We start from the raw sequence: 14130 nt of genomic DNA, 5'->3' as shown, positions 1-14130 counted from the left end.
CGGTGGAGTCGCTCACACCGATGTCCCAAATGGTCATCACCGGCAGGTGGCTGTTGTCGGGCAGAGTGCCGATGCGCTGAGCGGCATACAGCTTGGTGAACTGCTGGGCGTAGTAAGCACCCTCGACAGATTGCTGGAAGGCCTCAACCGGGATTGAGGGGTACTCCCGCTTCATGTCGTCGCCGAGTGTCTTCTCCTTGGCCGCATACCAGGCGCGCTGGCCGTCATTGGTGGCGATCCCGTGCTTGGCTTGCAGATCGTTGAAATAGTCGGTTAGACGTTGCGGCAGCACCACGTCGGTGGAATCCAGGCTGTAGGCCTTGTTGTTCCACCAACTGAAGAAAAAGAACTTCCAGTCGAGCAGGCCTAGCGGCACACCGGACAGCTGTTGTCGCTCTGCTGACTGGCTGTAATCGAAGAAATACCCGGCCCGACCCTCAGCCGTCGACTCGATGGTGACGAAACACTCAGCAGCGACAGCCTCGAAAGCACCAGTGACGATCTCCCGTGCCTTGTGTGGGAACTTCGCGCAGATCTTCCCGAACTCGGATACGTGCAGGTAGCGCAGCGTGCCACCCCGGAACGAGGTGGAAACGTAAAGCGAACCGCCTTTACTGAATACCAGTTCGCCAGCGGCGTCATTTCGTGCTGGGTTGGCAGCACGGAGCTCTTTCGGCAGGTTGTCGTAGGCGTACTTGACCTTCTCCCGGAAAAGGCGCTTCGCGTCGTTCAGTGTGTGAGCGATCAAGGCGCACTTCGCAGCCTCGAACAGCGCCGCATCCAACTGGACGATGCACACCAACGTAGTAAAGCCCAACTGGCGTGCTTTCAGGATGATGTTCCGGGTATGCATCCCCTGGAAGTAATCGATCTGCTCCTGCGTCATGCGGAAGCGAACCTTCTTCCCCTGCTTATCAGTGATGAAGTAGAGGTTATTCAGTCGCCAGAATCGGTCCCGGAGCAGTTTCATGTGCTCGGGTTTCATATCAGGCGTCCTGTGATAGTTCGTCCATCATCTTCGAGATCTCGTCGGCGTCGTCAGTCTTCTCCTTTTCGTCCAGGCTGAATGCCTGCCGCTCGAGGACTTGCAGGTTCTTCATTGCAGAGGAAAGCTGAAACAAGGTTTTGGAGTTGCTGGGCAGCGCAACAGCAGCGAGCATCGAGGCCCGGCGCATACCGTTATTGTCCTCGTCAGTCTCGTCGATGATCGCGTCTTCGATCTCTTCGCGGCGCTGGATGGTGTTGAGCAAGTCATCCATCAGCAGGTTCGCGAGGTTCGTGGCTTTGCGAATGTCTCGGCGATGACTGCGAACCACCCGAGCGCCTTCTTCTGCGGCCTCTTCGATGATCTCGGCGTCAAGTTCGCAGTTCGCGCCTTGGTCGTTGCGAACCTCTCCGCGAACCAGCTTGCTGCGAACCTCTTTGCGCACCTGGTCAGAAAAGTCTCTCGCCCATCCTTGGACCTTGGCTTTCTTCCGAATTGCCGTATCGCTCACGCCTTGGCGCTCAGCGATAGTTCTGATGGAAAGCGAACCGGCCCGGTAGGCGCGTTCGATTGCCTCCCAGTCGGGTTGCTTGATTGTCATGAGTCAACTCTTTCGCTTGAATTGATGGCCGATTGCCGCTATCACTGTCAGCCCACTATCTTCAGGTGATTTTGTGAAAAAACTCGTAGTTACCTTTATCGGCGTTTTGGTGCTCGCAGGTTGTTCGGAGGAAAGCAACCAGTACAAATCGATCGTTCAATGCTCGATATCTGCAGAATTATTGAAACGCGACCTATCCTGGAATTTGATACAGGCGCACTCAAAGATAATCGCCACGAATGAGCACTTTGATATTTCGCCTTCGAAGACCACTGAGCTAAGGCGCGAAATCGAATCTGAGTGGAAGCTAGACTCCCTATCAAGTGAAGCTCGAACTGAAAAGCTAGAGTCCGTCCTTAACTCCCCAACCTGCAAAGCATTACAACTCTGATATTGCATCCATAGCCTCGCGGCACGATTTCCCTATTCGCGAAACGTGTCGCGGCCTACGATTTCCGGCGCTCAATCCCACCAGGCACCTTGTCACAGTGCATGCAGTGCTCGCAGTTCAGCGTCCGGCATAGCCAGACCTTCACCCGCTGCCAGTACGTGACCATGAAGATGTGGCGGGCACCGGCGAGTGCCAGGGCGACATGTAGCGTCAGGCCAGCGCTGGTCGGGCCGAAGAAGATGTTCTGGCTTCGCGCCGTAACGACAAAACCGCTGATGGCTATGGCCGAGTAGATCAGCTTCCCGAGGATGCCGTCCCGCACCTTCCCGCTCAGTACGCACCAGGCTGCCCACAGCGCGATTAGGCCGCAGGCGATGGAGTTGATCAGTTCTAGATTCATGGTGGATTGCCTCCCCCGAACCGCTGGCGAATGAGCGCCCAGAGATCAGCGGATTTAATGGCTCGATTGATGGCCGCCAAGAGCGAGCCGCCGAATGCACCCAGCAGGAAGCCGATGCCGGCGACGATCTTCGGCTCGGTCACACCCAGATAGGTGCTAACCATGCTCGTGAGGTAGATCGAGCAGGCCATGCCGGTGATGAGGAAGATCATCCAGGCACGCCAGTCGTTCAAGTCGTCCTTGTGCCACCAACTGGCGATCACAGCTCCAACAAGGCCCGCGATAAGCAATTCAAACCTGTCGATCTTGTCGAGCAGGCGCTGTAGATACTCCATGCGCTCGACTCCCTGGGCATGATCAAAAAGGCTTTTGCCGGTCTGGGCGAAACCCAAAGATAAAAATCACTAGATAGAAGACCCGGCACATGGCCGGGTCAGTGGCTACAGATAGCCTTTATGCAACCAGGTCCCAGGTGATGGCCAGAGATCCAGTAGCGGTAATACCTGGGATCCAGGAGCCAGCGGTCACCCATAGCCCCATACCAGCAGGTACGAAAAGTGGAGCCGGAAGGAGAACTTGGGAATGGCTGTTCGCAACAGCCGGGCCATTGCCATTGAAAATCATGCGAGTACTGGCGTCACCGGTAATGCTAGGCGCTGTCTCCGAGGCGTACAGATTGACGTACCCGCTGGTTGGGTCGATGGAGGCTGTCTGGATTGTCAGACCGTTCACGTTTTCGGCTGGCGAGACGATCTGTACAACACCCTTCGGAAACAGATTGCCGAAGTGTTTACCAACTTTTACTGCGTTCATATTTTTCACCTTTGAATTGAATGATTGTTCGCGGAGGATTCCGCTTTCATGTCGCTCAAAGGCGATTGCTCGAGGCTCGCGGCCTTCACATGATTCAACGTCCCGCATCGGGAACATTTGATCTGGAGCTCTGTAAACCCACCCGTACGGGCGAGAAGTCTTTTGCAGTTACCGCACCTGAATTCTTTCAACATTTGCAAATTCCTTTTGCATTGTCTTTTCGGCGAGCAATAAAAAGCCCCGCACTTGGCGAGGCTTAGAAAAATACGTAGCGATTATGTCGATCGAGCGAACGAGTTCCACTCTTCAATGGCGTCATCGGCCGCCGACTTATGCTTCCGAATTGCGTCCTGCTGCTCCTCTACGAAGTCAGTTATGCACGTTTCGTATTCCTCAACATCAGCCTGAAATTGGTCACGCTCGTACTGGTCTTGAAACTCGTACGGCACGTCTGGCTGGTTGCAGTCATGCGAGGGCTCGGTTAGGTCGGCGAATGCCAATGGCGAGAGCAACATTCCGAGAAGTAAGAGAGTTCGCATCGTCCTTTGCCTCACATGAAAAAGCCCGACTTCATGCCGGGCTTTACTGTGCAACCTCAACGCGCAAGATCGACAGGATGGGTAAATACTCTCTCACTTTCTCACTCATTGCAATGGCTTTTTGCTATGCCGCACAACTTTCGATTAAGCCTTCCGCATCAAGCAGTTCCTGAGCGGCAGTGAGAGCCTCGTTCACCTGGTCATCCAGCGCCTTGCGGATCGACGAGCGCCACCGGTACCGGGTCGATTCCGGCTTGCCGTCATTGTCCCAGTTGGTGATGTCGTACCAGGCTGCCGGCAGCACTGCGGCGGAGCGCTTGCCCTCGGCACCGGCAACCTGCGGAATAGCCCAGGTCAGCACGGCACACTCCCGGAATCGTTTCGGCGCCGGCGTCTTCACAGAGTTCAGCAACTCCAGAATCGCGCCGTGCTTTCGTTCCTCATGCGTCGAATACTTCGCCACAAGTGCCCGCCAGTGCGCCGGGGTGAGCGCCTTATGCAGCCGACCGAACACCCAGCAATCTTGGAGAAACATAGCGTCCTTTCCGACGATCTCCCCCTTCTGCTTGGCACACTGCACCTTGGGCTCAAAGTCGCAGCCGCCGGCGGAAGTGATGGTCTCGGCCGCAAGGGCTCGAACTACTGCTGAAACAACGTTGCGATAGGTCATGCGGCAGCCCTCTTCAGTTCTCTGGTCTTTGCCCTGTATTCGGCGGTAATGGCTTTAAGTTGCTCTACTGTTTCTTTGCGCGGCGTGTGGTCGGCTTCCATCGCCTCGACAGCCTCCAGGCCGATTCGGGCGATAAGGCCGGTGCGGAAACCCTGGGAAACCGTCTCGCCTTTGCCGGCGAACTTGGACGACCCTGCGTTACAGCTCTTGCACTGGAGCCAGATATTGCTGGGCACCAGCCTTAACTCTGGCCGGGCGCCCTTACCGAGGAAGTGGCCTGCATCGAAAGCACCGCCGGTCTTCCAACCCTGGGCGTTGAGGATTGATTCCTGCGACTCGCCGCAACTGATGCAGCCGCTACCAATGCTCAACTCATAGGTGCGCCGGTAGTCGCGCACGGCCTTCTCTGCGTCCTTCATGTGGTCCGCCCGGGTCTTCAGCGCCTCTTTACGCACCTTGATCTCGCGGCGACCGACATCCGCCAGGGCCTTCTTGGCGCTCGCCTGCCCTTTCTCGGACTTACCGTGCGCGATGGCACACTCGATAGCCCCGCAAACCGATTGCCCAGCGCGGGCCGGTGTGAACATCACCCGGCACACTGGGCAGCGCTTGCGGCGTGCGCCGCCGGACTTAAGCGGGGTTTTGCGCTGTAATGGGGTGCGCTTCATCCGTAGCTCCCGATTTGGTCAGCAGCACTCAATGCCGCCTCTTCCGATTCAAAGTGGGCAGACAGGACCAGGCGCCAGCAGGCGTTGAACACGTCGCGATAAAGCGGCTCGAAGGCCGTGTCATCCATGGAAGCCCAGCTAATTGACTTTGCTTCCTTGCGCACGCCGTCGGGAGTTCGCACCAGGTGGAAGTGACCGGCCTCGATCGTCACCCATTCACGGAATGCCTCGCGGGACTTGTCCACCGCCGGAAAGCGTTGGGCCCTGGCCGACTCCAGACCGGCGATGTACGCATCAACTGCATGCGACAACTGCCCTGGCTTACCGCTCTGCGCCTCGAAGAACTTGGCCAGCCCCTGAATACCGCGCAACTCCTGACGCGGAACCAAGCCACCGACCGGCTCCCAGTACTCCCACGCCAGATCCAGCATCGAGAAGAATTTGCCGTGGAACTTGGCGTTGCGCATTTTTGTGAACTTGCCGTGGACCACCTGGCCCAGCTTCCATTTCTGGGTTAATTCGCGGTCGGCCTCGGTCGCCGGCACAAGACCTTGGACGGTACGGATAAGGGCGAGCTCAGCCATTGGTTTTCCCTCCCTTGTCCATCGCTGCGTCGATGGCTGCCAAAATCCCTAACCGCTTCGGAAACAAAGGCGATACCTGGCCCGTCTCGTCGCACATGTGGCGTGTGCGGGCGTCGTTCAGGATGAATTCATGGGAGCCAGCCAATACCTGACGCAGCGCCTCGTTCTCGGCCAGCAGCTCCAGCGCCGCCTCCCCCAGGGTCTTCTCGCCCAGGAATTCATCCAGCGCCTCGGTGTTGCGTTTCCAGCCTGCGCAGTCAGCCCGGTATGACGCGGCTTCGGCCCAGAGCAATCCCTTCAACTTCTCCTTGTCGATATCCATCAGAAGCCCTCCTTGCCGCGATGAGATTCCCACTCGAACGCCACGCCTATGCAGCCGTTTTCGCGGATACGGTCGACACAGCGCACGCCCAGGGCATCATTCAGTTCACCGGGCGAAAGGTTGCTGACGATGATCATCGGGCGCCCCTGCTCATACCGGCCGTTGATGATGCTGAAAAGCGTGGCCAGCTCGAACTCGCTTTGCTTGGTAGCGCCTACCTCGTCCAGCACCAGTAGGTCAGCACCGATCAGCTCGCGCATGATGTGAGCCTCGGAGTCGCCAGACTTGTCGCTGAAGGTCGCCTTGATATCGCCAATCACGGAGCCGACAGTGCGGTAGATCGCCTTGACCATGCGCTCGTTGATCAGAAAGCTTGCCGCCGACGTGGCCAGGTGCGTCTTACCGGTGCCGACCTTGCCAAGGAGCAGCATGCACCGCCCTTCCCGCTTGTGTTTCGAGAAGTTGTCGACGTACTCCATGCAGGCGTCCAGAGCTACCTGCTGGGCCGGCGAAGACACAATGAAGCCTGCGAAAGACTTATCAGCAAAACGCTTTGGGATTTTTGCTGTGTCGTGTTGAACCATCCGGAACTGAAAGCGCTTGCGCTCAAGCTCTTCCATGTCGCGCTTGTCGCTGGCACAGATCGGGCAACCAGAAACACCGCCAGCCCTGAGCATCACCGCCGAGTATTCGCCGTGGGTGTCACAGCGCGCCGGCTGACGGCCAATGACGCCGAACTTGCGGTCCAGGTGCGGGCCAAGGTCAGAGACGGAACGTGCCATTGGCATTCTCCTTGGTGCCTGCTTTGTAATCGCGGCTACCGGTCAGGGTGTGCCTTGCAATGGCTTGGGGTTTCGGGAATGGGCGGATATTGCTCGCTCTGTTCTTGTCGTCCTTCACCCATTTGACCAGCAGTGACACCCATTTGGATTGGGTTTGCAGTAGGCCAGTTGTCTCATGGTGCGCGGTGAACGGGGCCACGGCGTCCTTGGTGAACAGGTCGGTCGAGACGCCGAAGTGAACGCAGTAGGTCTTCAGCAGATTGGCGTCAGGCATCCAATCCAGGGTCATCTCGACAGGTGCCTTTGGGTCTACAGGCCGCTCAGCGTCTTCCGGTGGAAGGTCTTCAAGATCATCGAAGCCTTCGAAGCTTGAGCCCGGAATTTCTTCGCCCGCGGTGAGAGAGTGGTGTTGATGTTGATTCGGAGAATCAGAGAATCCAGTATCAGGAATCAGGATTCCACAATCAGGAATCAGGGCGTTATCGAACGGTGGGTTAACAGGCTCTAACGGTTCTTTAACGTTAAAAACCTGTTCACCAACGAGAACCTTACGTTGAGAGCCTGTGACTACAACGTTCTTTTTACGTTCGTACACAGTGAGATAACCGTTAACGTCCGGGAGAGTGCTGTCTTTTTCTGAACCATGCGGGCTCTGGTGTTTCTGGAAGTTGATGATTTCAATGACCGAGAATCCTGCCACCTGGTAGCGGGAAATGAACCCGGCGGCAGCAAGGCGTGCCAGTCCTTCCTCCACGTCGTAGTCATCGCAGGGGAACAACTCGATCTTGATTCGCTTCACGCGATCCTCGAGGCGCCCTTCCCGATCCGCCAGGCACCACAGGCCAATGAAAGCCAGCCGGTCAAATGCTGGAAGCTCGACAAGCAGCTCATTGCTGAACAGGCCCGGTTTAATGTTGCGTGCGCGGGCCATTACTTGGCTCCTTTGCCGACAAGGCCGGCCAATTCAAGAAAGCGATCTACATACCAGTGAGGCTGCGTTTCGCGGGGGCATTGAGGGCTGGTGAGGTTCTTGCCGTAGGCCATGCCCTTCTCGGTGATCGACCAGAACTCAACTGTTTCTTGCTTAGAGTTCTTGCGCTGCATGACCCTGAGGAGGCCGTGGCTCTCCAGTGCTAGGTTGAAGGCGCGGGCCGTGCTGGCGATGGCGTGATCTTTGATAAGGGCGGTGATTGCCTTGGTTGGCATCGAAGACCCGCCAGCAGCGTCTGGAGCGGCGTCGACGGCATAGCCTGGGAGGAATTTCGCATCCAGACCGTTGTTGGCGGCGATCTTTGCCAGCATCAGCATCTTGCTGGACGGTGCGGGCTTCAGCAGGCGGTGGAAGCACTCCAGAATGGCCAGCTCGCCGACGATCTTGGAGTTGTTCGGGCCTTGAGTGGAAAAGGTGCCAGTCTTGCGGATGCTCGGCAGAACCTGCCCCACCACCCACTCTTCGAATTTCTCGGCGGCCGGCAGCTTCGACTTCATCACCAGTCGGTACAGGTCGCGCTCCGGGATAATGGTCATGAAACCACCACCCTGTTTCGGGGTAGTGGTCGCAGCCTTGCAGTGACGGGCCACGGCGTTCTCAGGCTTGGAGTAGCCGAGGGCGTCGGCGACGTCGCGCGCTATAAACCACGGATCGCCGAGCTTGTCGGTGATAACCCGGATTGCGGCGCCGTCGAAGTCGAACGGAATCACTGAGGAATTACGCGCCACGTTTTCAGATTGCTGAAAACGTGGCGCGGGATTGGTAGCGCTATTGATATGTGGCTGGGTTTGCATATAATCGGCCTCACAAAGTGTTATCGAATCAGCCACCCTCGTCCGGTGGCTTTTTTGTGCCTGGAGTTTTCGGGGGCTTCTTTTACTAGTGCAGGCACCGAGCCCCCAAATCGCGGCATAAAAACCCGCGCACACCAAAAAAATTTCAAGCGATGGATTTCAGACTTGGCCGTGCGTCCTTGATCAACTGCTCAGCCTTTCGCCCCAACTCCCCCGCTTTTGCCTCAACCTGGCGGCACTGTTTAACGAACGCCGGCAAGTGCGGCAGGTCCTGCTCGCACATCACCTGGTCGTCAAACACCTCGCTGCCCGTGTCGATCACATCTCCGAGGGCACGGATCAGCGCACCGAAGCTCTTGTTGGCGCATTGATCGCTGGTCATCTGGCGGGCGCCAGTCAAGCCGTGGCGGCTCGCCAGTTCGTTCAAGCAGTGGTCGCGGAATTCAGGCTCCAGAGCGTTCACCCACGACTCTTCCAGCCAGGACGGTATTTCCTGATCGCCGGACAGCCAGCGCTGAACACGTTTGAGCCAGCGCCCAGTCGCCTTCACAAAGTCGGACACGTCGTTCTGTAAGGTAAGTGCGGCGAAGTCCGGCACCTCTTTGGCGATAGCCTTCTCCGGGCACGACAGATGCAGCTCGCGGCTCAACGCCTGGGCGAAGTCGTCCTGGCTCAGGCTGGTGCGCGCGATCTGATTAGCAGCGTGGGCGACCAGCACCTGATCACGGGTTTGTACGGTGTGTCTGGAACTGGACGTTTGCATGGGGACTGCTCTCTTCTAATCTGGCTTCAATGGAACGGCGGACAGGGATGTCGCTTAGGCGGCCATTTCTGCCCATGGAAACGACGGACAAAGGAATTCTTTTTTGAAAGCACCTCCGGTCAACGCCTCCGCTCGCTTGGCAACCACTGGAGACATGCCGTGCTTCTCGCGAACCCAACCGGAAACGGTGCTCTGATCAACCTTGAGCTTTTCAGCCGTGACCTCCTGAGTGCCGAAGAAGGCAACGAGGTCCTTATAAATAGTGTTCATGCTGCCCCTCCATACGGGAATACCCATATTCTAGGTTATAGGAATACCGATTTGCAAGGGTATGGGAGCGCCCGTAATACTCCACGGATGGAATTCAAAGACCGACTCAAAGCAGCCCGCCGCCACGCCAAGCTCAATCAGACTGAGCTTGCAGAGCGCGCCGGCCTCACACAGACCTCTATCTCCGATTTAGAGAGGGGAAAATCGAAGGCTACGGCCTTCGCAGCTCAGATCGCCTCGGTCTGCGGTGTATCACCTATGTGGTTGGCAGAGGGTGCGGGCGATATGCTCAAGGGGCTGACCGAACAACGACTTGAGCCAATGCAACCTAGCGCAAAACTGGGCACTATCGAGGCCTGGGACGACGAAACCCCGCTTGATGACGACGAGGTTTATGTTCCCTTCCTTCATGAAGTCGAGTTAGCGGCTGGCTCTGGCAGATTCGCCATCGAGGAAAGTGCCAACTCACGTCTGCGCTTCAATAAGAAGGATTTGCGCCAAAACGGCGTTCAGTTCAGTAAAGCCAAGTGCGTGAAGGTCAGCGGAAACAGTATGGTGCCGGTACTGCGTGACGGTGCCACTGTAGGTGTGAACGTGGGGAAAAATTCCCTAAGCGATATCGTCGACGGCGAAATGTACGCCATCAATCACAATGGACAGCTTCGCGTGAAGCAGGTCTATCGCATTCCGATCGGTATTCGCCTGCGCAGCTTTAACCGTGACGAACATCCGGATGAGGACTACACGTTCCAGCAGATCCAAGAGCAGCAAATCTCAATCTTGGGGCATGTGTTCTGGTGGGCAATGTACTCCCGCTAAATAACAAATAACCAAACGAAAAAACACTTAATAAAACTAACCAAATACATGCGACAGATCTGCATGATGTACACGTAACCTATTCACAAATGCGTTTTGCCAGCCAATAAAATGAAATGGACTTTATATGCAGCCTCGATCTAGTACCTTATTCCACTTCACCAAGAATAACGAAATCCTAAAATCCTTACTTAAAAACGGATTCTGGCCAAGATACTGCCTTGAGGACATTGCGTGGCAGAATGAAGAATTTGATTTTGTTGCATTCCCGATGGTATGTTTTTGTGATATACCGATTAGTAGGATTAACGAACATGTAGCATTCTACGGTTCATTCGGCGTTGGCCTGACTCGTGAATGGGGACTGAAAAACGGCCTTAACCCAGTGTGCTACATGGCGAAATCAGAGACATTTGAAACGTCTTTGAATCACGTGCTGGATCTCGCTCATGAACACGAAGATGATGACACGCGTCTGGAATCGCTAAACCACGCACGCTATGTACTGTCGTATTTTAAGCCAATTCACGGACGAATGATTATCGGTGGAGAGTCAATAAACAAAGAGTTTTATCAAGAGTCGGAATGGCGATATGTTCCTCGACATGAAAATCTGGATCACTACCTTTTAGAATCCGACTTCAACAACAAGAAAAAACTAGACAAGGCCAACAAAACATCACTTGATTACTGCCTACTAAAGTTTCTGCCTTCAGACATCAGATATATTTTTGTTCCAACAGATGCAGACATACCAAATATAATAAACTTCATACAGACAGAATTAGATAACTACCCTAGCTCAGAGCTTAAAGTTTTGCTTTCCCGAGTGACTTCGCTTGAGAGCATTGCTGTTGATTTGTGATTTTTACGAAATCTAAGTGACAAATTTGAGCAAACCTGTATATAAAATATTGTAAGGGGGTCATCGGCATCAGCTTCCTAAGCGACTGATTCTCCCTCTTGCCACTACGCGGGAATCGTCGAAGCCGCCTTTGAGAAATGCCGATCATATGGCTCCGAACTGAAATAACATGCCGTGTAAATAGCATTAGCCTCTACTGAAGCCCGCAAAGAGCGGGCTTTTTTGCGTTCTGAAATAAGGGAAAATCAATAATTATGGGTATACCCATTGACATAAAATATGGGCATGCCTATATTTGTCCCATCGCAGCGACACACAGCCACTGCGAAGGGCCTCCGGCCTGAACCGCTCTTTAAAAGCTTGATGAACGCCGAGCTGGCCGATGCATAGCCAGCGGACGTCCCGCGCAACGGTACGCAGCGATTCGACCTCATGTCGGCGCTGGGCATAGGAGACCTCATTCGGAGGGCGTGGCTGGAGAAGCTGCGTGGTGGTGAGTAAGCGTTTGGCCTTGGGACCTCGATCCCCTGTCGCGCCGAAAGACATCAACGGGAAAGCGACCGTTGGCCTATGCAAGGAGTAGAGATTACCTGCCCGTGACCAGCGGGCAGGACGCTCTCCAGAAAGTCCTGAAAAGGACTTTGCGGAAAGTGAACTAGCTGCGACGACCTGAGCCGGGAGACCCGCCACGAACAGGACCACCTTTTCGCTCGTAGTAACCAGAGAGGAGATGCATTTCCTCCCTGCTAATTCGAGCCTCTAGGGCTCTGATTTCTGCTGGCATACCAGCACCACGACCAGGCGGCATGTCTTCAAACCGTTTCTTGAGTTTTTCGAGGCTGCTCCGAAGTCGGTCAAGCCTCTGCTGTGGTGTCTCGTCAGGATTATTTTTGGTGGTCATTTATGCCTGCCTCTGCCTGGTTATATGCCGTCAATTGACGCATGCGAGATTAGCAGTCAACTGACCCGGGCGTGCAGCGTAAAGCGCCAAGAACAGTTATCCAGCGGGAGAACAAGCCGAAAGGCCCGCGGCTGGAGTGACATTCGATTCAAGCCGGTGACCGACGCCAGTAGCGGGTCACGGTGGAAGTTTTCACTGATGCACCTGGTTACTCGGGTGCATTGGGAAAACAACCGGAGAGACGGAAATGCCCACGAAGCGCGGCAGCGAAATTGAAATAGGTGACGTGATCTATCTCGGCCTGGGCGATCGCACTGGACGAGTTGTTGATTTCAAGGCTCACCCACGGCTTGCCAAGATGCATCCAGGCTTAACGGCCAGAGTCGCAGTGACTGACCAAGGCTCAATCACGATCATCGACCAGCAGCCGGTCAGCATCCCCATATGAAGCTTTCACTGGCAGGCCTTCGCAAGAGGGCCTGACGGGAAATCAGACGGAGAACCACGATGACGCGCAATGAGCATGAAGAAGTCGAAAGCTACGCACTGGCAGCGATGATCGGGCTTGTCTCGGCCGGTGCGTTGCCAGCAGAACTCATCCCCAGCAAAGCCTTCGATATCGCGGAAGCGTTCCAGCAAGAAAAGCTGAAGCGCATCGGCGAAAAGCCCCCATACGACGGCTGAACAACCAGCGCCACGACAGCCTGTCGTTAACTGCCCGATCACCTCGAAAGAGGCTGCATCGGAATGTCGGCGGGTCATGAAAAAAGCTGAGCTGGATTGGCGAGCAATGCGATACACCCGGACGCAGCCAATCGTCACAGTCAGGACCGACATTCCAATGCAGCTTCGATAGGTGGCCGCTGCCTTCCCAGTGAGCGAACGATAGGAGTGACCGCCATGAAGTAGATCAACGATTCACCCGCGTGGCGTAGCAAGCCTGAAGGCTTCGCCCATCATCCTGACAGGCAGCGGACAGCAGGGCCGACGATGTCACCGCGCATCAGCCGAAAGGTAGGCCCAACCAACGCGAAGACGAACACCGCAGGCGAGTCCGAGGGCATAGCTGGCCAGACTCGACACATCCCGGGCAGTGCCGGGCGCCTGCACCCTTCCCCTCCTCTATTACGTCAGCACTCCTCCCCCGCGCCCATCGGCAACCAGCGGGAGGCATGAGTGTTGACGAATACAGGTGAACAACCCGCCAAACTGGAGGCGATCATGATCCAAAGTCACCAAGCTCACTGCGATGTAGCACTTGCAATGAACCAGCGCCGCAATATGTCCTTGGCCCTTTGTCTTGGGCTGGTCGGCTCCAGCACGCCAAAGAGCTCCCCCCGCTACCGTGTAGTTCCAGCGGGCCACGAGTTCTTCCACGTCGTCGAAGCCACCACTGGAAAGGTGAAGGGGTTCCGTCGCAATCACAACGAAGCCTGTGCCCTGGCCCGGTCCCTGGAGTCTCGTCATGCAAACAAGCTACGCGGATAGCGCCCAGGCCCGGGAATCCGACAGGCGCTGGGACTTGCCGAACTTCGGGAAGACTCAGCATATCGATCTGTTCCACGAATACACGGCAGAAGACCTGGAAAAGCTTGAAGCGCGCCGCCTCAGAGAGCGCACCAGCTTAAAGCTGCGTATCAGCGTGGCCATGGGGCAAATGGAACTGATCTGCCCGCCAGTAAGGGGTGCTGAATGAACATCGCCCAGCGAGACCACCAGATTGCCGTGGGCTGGATCGAGGGTGAGATCAATAACATGATTCGCGACCTGGGAAAGACCAATGCCAGCGCGGCAGCTACATCGTGCGTCACCCTGGCTTTCATGCTGAGGGTTATAGACGACAACGAGCATCGGCGCTTCCGCGCGCGCATCGACGAGATCTACTCCAACTACAACGCATCGCCCGTTACTGCTGCCTGACGGCACCACCCAACCCTACCTCTTTCAATGCTGCGCCTGGCGCGGCGAGGAA

General features: G+C 55.9%; 22 protein-coding genes. 7 read left to right on the top strand and 15 right to left on the bottom strand.

Features of this window, described 5'->3' with window-relative positions; all coding sequences use genetic code 11:
- The 15 genes from PSFL_RS02145 to PSFL_RS02075 all read right to left on the bottom strand — a co-directional run.
- On the bottom strand, positions 1–985 hold a 985-nt coding region (locus PSFL_RS02145; protein WP_397469660.1), incomplete at its 3' end, for a terminase.
- Position 986: 1 nt separating this feature from the next.
- A complete protein-coding gene (locus PSFL_RS02140) occupies positions 987–1586 on the bottom strand; it encodes a hypothetical protein (RefSeq protein ID WP_397469659.1) in 600 nt (199 codons plus the stop codon).
- 446 nt (positions 1587–2032) lie between these two features.
- Complete coding sequence (locus PSFL_RS02135) at positions 2033–2377, bottom strand: hypothetical protein (RefSeq protein ID WP_397469658.1); 345 nt, start codon at positions 2375–2377, stop codon at positions 2033–2035.
- Positions 2374–2712: a hypothetical protein gene (locus PSFL_RS02130; protein ID WP_003218335.1), complete on the bottom strand. Its 339-nt coding sequence runs from the start codon at positions 2710–2712 to the stop codon at positions 2374–2376. The genes PSFL_RS02135 and PSFL_RS02130 overlap by 4 nt, the downstream gene beginning before the upstream one ends.
- 118 nt (positions 2713–2830) lie before the next feature.
- Positions 2831–3190: a hypothetical protein gene (locus PSFL_RS02125; protein WP_170045127.1), complete on the bottom strand. Its 360-nt coding sequence runs from the start codon at positions 3188–3190 to the stop codon at positions 2831–2833.
- 5 nt (positions 3191–3195) lie between these two features.
- Positions 3196–3390, bottom strand: coding sequence for a Com family DNA-binding transcriptional regulator (locus PSFL_RS02120; RefSeq protein ID WP_170045126.1), 195 nt, complete (start codon positions 3388–3390; stop codon positions 3196–3198).
- Between the two features lie 463 nt (positions 3391–3853).
- A complete protein-coding gene (locus tag PSFL_RS02115; protein WP_397469657.1) occupies positions 3854–4399 on the bottom strand; it encodes a hypothetical protein in 546 nt (181 codons plus the stop codon).
- Positions 4396–5067 (bottom strand): recombination protein NinG, encoded by a 672-nt coding sequence (locus PSFL_RS02110; RefSeq protein WP_397469656.1) that lies wholly within the window; start codon positions 5065–5067, stop codon positions 4396–4398. The genes PSFL_RS02115 and PSFL_RS02110 overlap by 4 nt, the downstream gene beginning before the upstream one ends.
- Entirely contained in the window at positions 5064–5651 is a 588-nt protein-coding gene (locus tag PSFL_RS02105; RefSeq protein ID WP_397469655.1) for a DUF1367 family protein, read from the bottom strand. The genes PSFL_RS02110 and PSFL_RS02105 overlap by 4 nt, the downstream gene beginning before the upstream one ends.
- On the bottom strand, positions 5644–5973 hold the full coding sequence (locus tag PSFL_RS02100) for a hypothetical protein (RefSeq protein ID WP_198800131.1): 330 nt from the start codon (positions 5971–5973) through the stop codon (positions 5644–5646). The genes PSFL_RS02105 and PSFL_RS02100 overlap by 8 nt, the downstream gene beginning before the upstream one ends.
- The gene (locus PSFL_RS02095; protein ID WP_397469654.1) at positions 5973–6755 is read right to left on the bottom strand and encodes an ATP-binding protein; all 783 of its coding nucleotides are present in this window, start codon (positions 6753–6755) and stop codon (positions 5973–5975) included. Before PSFL_RS02095 ends, PSFL_RS02100 begins: the two co-directional genes overlap by 1 nt.
- Positions 6736–7686: a DnaT-like ssDNA-binding domain-containing protein gene (locus PSFL_RS02090; RefSeq protein ID WP_397469653.1), complete on the bottom strand. Its 951-nt coding sequence runs from the start codon at positions 7684–7686 to the stop codon at positions 6736–6738. Before PSFL_RS02090 ends, PSFL_RS02095 begins: the two co-directional genes overlap by 20 nt.
- Positions 7686–8540, bottom strand: coding sequence for a Bro-N domain-containing protein (locus PSFL_RS02085; RefSeq protein WP_397469652.1), 855 nt, complete (start codon positions 8538–8540; stop codon positions 7686–7688). The genes PSFL_RS02090 and PSFL_RS02085 overlap by 1 nt, the downstream gene beginning before the upstream one ends.
- Positions 8541–8685: 145 nt before the next feature.
- The gene (locus tag PSFL_RS02080; RefSeq protein ID WP_397469651.1) at positions 8686–9303 is read right to left on the bottom strand and encodes a hypothetical protein; all 618 of its coding nucleotides are present in this window, start codon (positions 9301–9303) and stop codon (positions 8686–8688) included.
- 54 nt (positions 9304–9357) lie between these two features.
- A complete protein-coding gene (locus PSFL_RS02075) occupies positions 9358–9573 on the bottom strand; it encodes a hypothetical protein (RefSeq protein ID WP_397469650.1) in 216 nt (71 codons plus the stop codon).
- Positions 9574–9660: 87 nt separating this feature from the next.
- On the opposite strand from PSFL_RS02075, the gene PSFL_RS02070 reads away from it, so the two are divergent.
- The 7 genes from PSFL_RS02070 to PSFL_RS02040 all read left to right on the top strand — a co-directional run bounded on the left by PSFL_RS02070 (position 9661) and on the right by PSFL_RS02040 (position 14078).
- A complete protein-coding gene (locus PSFL_RS02070; protein WP_397469649.1) occupies positions 9661–10392 on the top strand; it encodes an XRE family transcriptional regulator in 732 nt (243 codons plus the stop codon).
- A gap of 127 nt (positions 10393–10519) precedes the next feature.
- Positions 10520–11257, top strand: coding sequence for an abortive infection system antitoxin AbiGi family protein (locus PSFL_RS02065; RefSeq protein ID WP_397469648.1), 738 nt, complete (start codon positions 10520–10522; stop codon positions 11255–11257).
- Between the two features lie 1148 nt (positions 11258–12405).
- Positions 12406–12606 carry a hypothetical protein gene (locus PSFL_RS02060; RefSeq protein WP_397469647.1) on the top strand — a complete coding sequence of 67 codons (201 nt, stop codon included), beginning with the start codon at positions 12406–12408 and terminating at the stop codon, positions 12604–12606.
- Positions 12607–12665: 59 nt separating this feature from the next.
- Positions 12666–12842, top strand: coding sequence for a hypothetical protein (locus tag PSFL_RS02055; protein WP_169890023.1), 177 nt, complete (start codon positions 12666–12668; stop codon positions 12840–12842).
- Positions 12843–13439: 597 nt separating this feature from the next.
- On the top strand, positions 13440–13646 hold the full coding sequence (locus PSFL_RS02050; RefSeq protein WP_233092142.1) for a hypothetical protein: 207 nt from the start codon (positions 13440–13442) through the stop codon (positions 13644–13646).
- Positions 13624–13854, top strand: a complete 231-nt coding sequence (locus tag PSFL_RS02045; RefSeq protein WP_198849390.1) for a hypothetical protein — start codon at positions 13624–13626, stop codon at positions 13852–13854. Before PSFL_RS02050 ends, PSFL_RS02045 begins: the two co-directional genes overlap by 23 nt.
- Positions 13851–14078 carry a hypothetical protein gene (locus PSFL_RS02040; protein ID WP_128593501.1) on the top strand — a complete coding sequence of 76 codons (228 nt, stop codon included), beginning with the start codon at positions 13851–13853 and terminating at the stop codon, positions 14076–14078. Before PSFL_RS02045 ends, PSFL_RS02040 begins: the two co-directional genes overlap by 4 nt.
- Positions 14079–14130: the final 52 nt, after the last annotated feature.

This window comes from Pseudomonas sp. DD1 (assembly GCF_044510355.1).
Taxonomy (GTDB): Bacteria; Pseudomonadota; Gammaproteobacteria; order Pseudomonadales; family Pseudomonadaceae; genus Aquipseudomonas; species Aquipseudomonas shahriarae.
This window is presented reverse-complemented; position numbering and strand designations above follow the sequence as displayed.

Excerpts from the sequence above, each read along its gene's own strand:
- PSFL_RS02140 (WP_397469659.1), bottom strand. The coding sequence starts at position 1,586 with ATGACAATCAAGCAACCCGACTGGGAGGCAATCGAACGCGCCTACCGG.
- PSFL_RS02135 (WP_397469658.1), bottom strand. The coding sequence starts at position 2,377 with ATGAATCTAGAACTGATCAACTCCATCGCCTGCGGCCTAATCGCGCTG.
- PSFL_RS02130 (WP_003218335.1), bottom strand. The coding sequence starts at position 2,712 with ATGGAGTATCTACAGCGCCTGCTCGACAAGATCGACAGGTTTGAATTG.
- PSFL_RS02125 (WP_170045127.1), bottom strand. The coding sequence starts at position 3,190 with ATGAACGCAGTAAAAGTTGGTAAACACTTCGGCAATCTGTTTCCGAAG.
- PSFL_RS02115 (WP_397469657.1), bottom strand. The coding sequence starts at position 4,399 with ATGACCTATCGCAACGTTGTTTCAGCAGTAGTTCGAGCCCTTGCGGCC.
- PSFL_RS02110 (WP_397469656.1), bottom strand. The coding sequence starts at position 5,067 with ATGAAGCGCACCCCATTACAGCGCAAAACCCCGCTTAAGTCCGGCGGC.
- PSFL_RS02105 (WP_397469655.1), bottom strand. The coding sequence starts at position 5,651 with ATGGCTGAGCTCGCCCTTATCCGTACCGTCCAAGGTCTTGTGCCGGCG.
- PSFL_RS02100 (WP_198800131.1), bottom strand. The coding sequence starts at position 5,973 with ATGGATATCGACAAGGAGAAGTTGAAGGGATTGCTCTGGGCCGAAGCC.
- PSFL_RS02095 (WP_397469654.1), bottom strand. The coding sequence starts at position 6,755 with ATGGCACGTTCCGTCTCTGACCTTGGCCCGCACCTGGACCGCAAGTTC.
- PSFL_RS02090 (WP_397469653.1), bottom strand. The coding sequence starts at position 7,686 with ATGGCCCGCGCACGCAACATTAAACCGGGCCTGTTCAGCAATGAGCTG.
- PSFL_RS02085 (WP_397469652.1), bottom strand. The coding sequence starts at position 8,540 with ATGCAAACCCAGCCACATATCAATAGCGCTACCAATCCCGCGCCACGT.
- PSFL_RS02080 (WP_397469651.1), bottom strand. The coding sequence starts at position 9,303 with ATGCAAACGTCCAGTTCCAGACACACCGTACAAACCCGTGATCAGGTG.
- PSFL_RS02075 (WP_397469650.1), bottom strand. The coding sequence starts at position 9,573 with ATGAACACTATTTATAAGGACCTCGTTGCCTTCTTCGGCACTCAGGAG.
- PSFL_RS02070 (WP_397469649.1), top strand. The coding sequence starts at position 9,661 with ATGGAATTCAAAGACCGACTCAAAGCAGCCCGCCGCCACGCCAAGCTC.
- PSFL_RS02065 (WP_397469648.1), top strand. The coding sequence starts at position 10,520 with ATGCAGCCTCGATCTAGTACCTTATTCCACTTCACCAAGAATAACGAA.
- PSFL_RS02060 (WP_397469647.1), top strand. The coding sequence starts at position 12,406 with ATGCCCACGAAGCGCGGCAGCGAAATTGAAATAGGTGACGTGATCTAT.
- PSFL_RS02055 (WP_169890023.1), top strand. The coding sequence starts at position 12,666 with ATGACGCGCAATGAGCATGAAGAAGTCGAAAGCTACGCACTGGCAGCG.
- PSFL_RS02050 (WP_233092142.1), top strand. The coding sequence starts at position 13,440 with ATGTCCTTGGCCCTTTGTCTTGGGCTGGTCGGCTCCAGCACGCCAAAG.
- PSFL_RS02045 (WP_198849390.1), top strand. The coding sequence starts at position 13,624 with ATGCAAACAAGCTACGCGGATAGCGCCCAGGCCCGGGAATCCGACAGG.
- PSFL_RS02040 (WP_128593501.1), top strand. The coding sequence starts at position 13,851 with ATGAACATCGCCCAGCGAGACCACCAGATTGCCGTGGGCTGGATCGAG.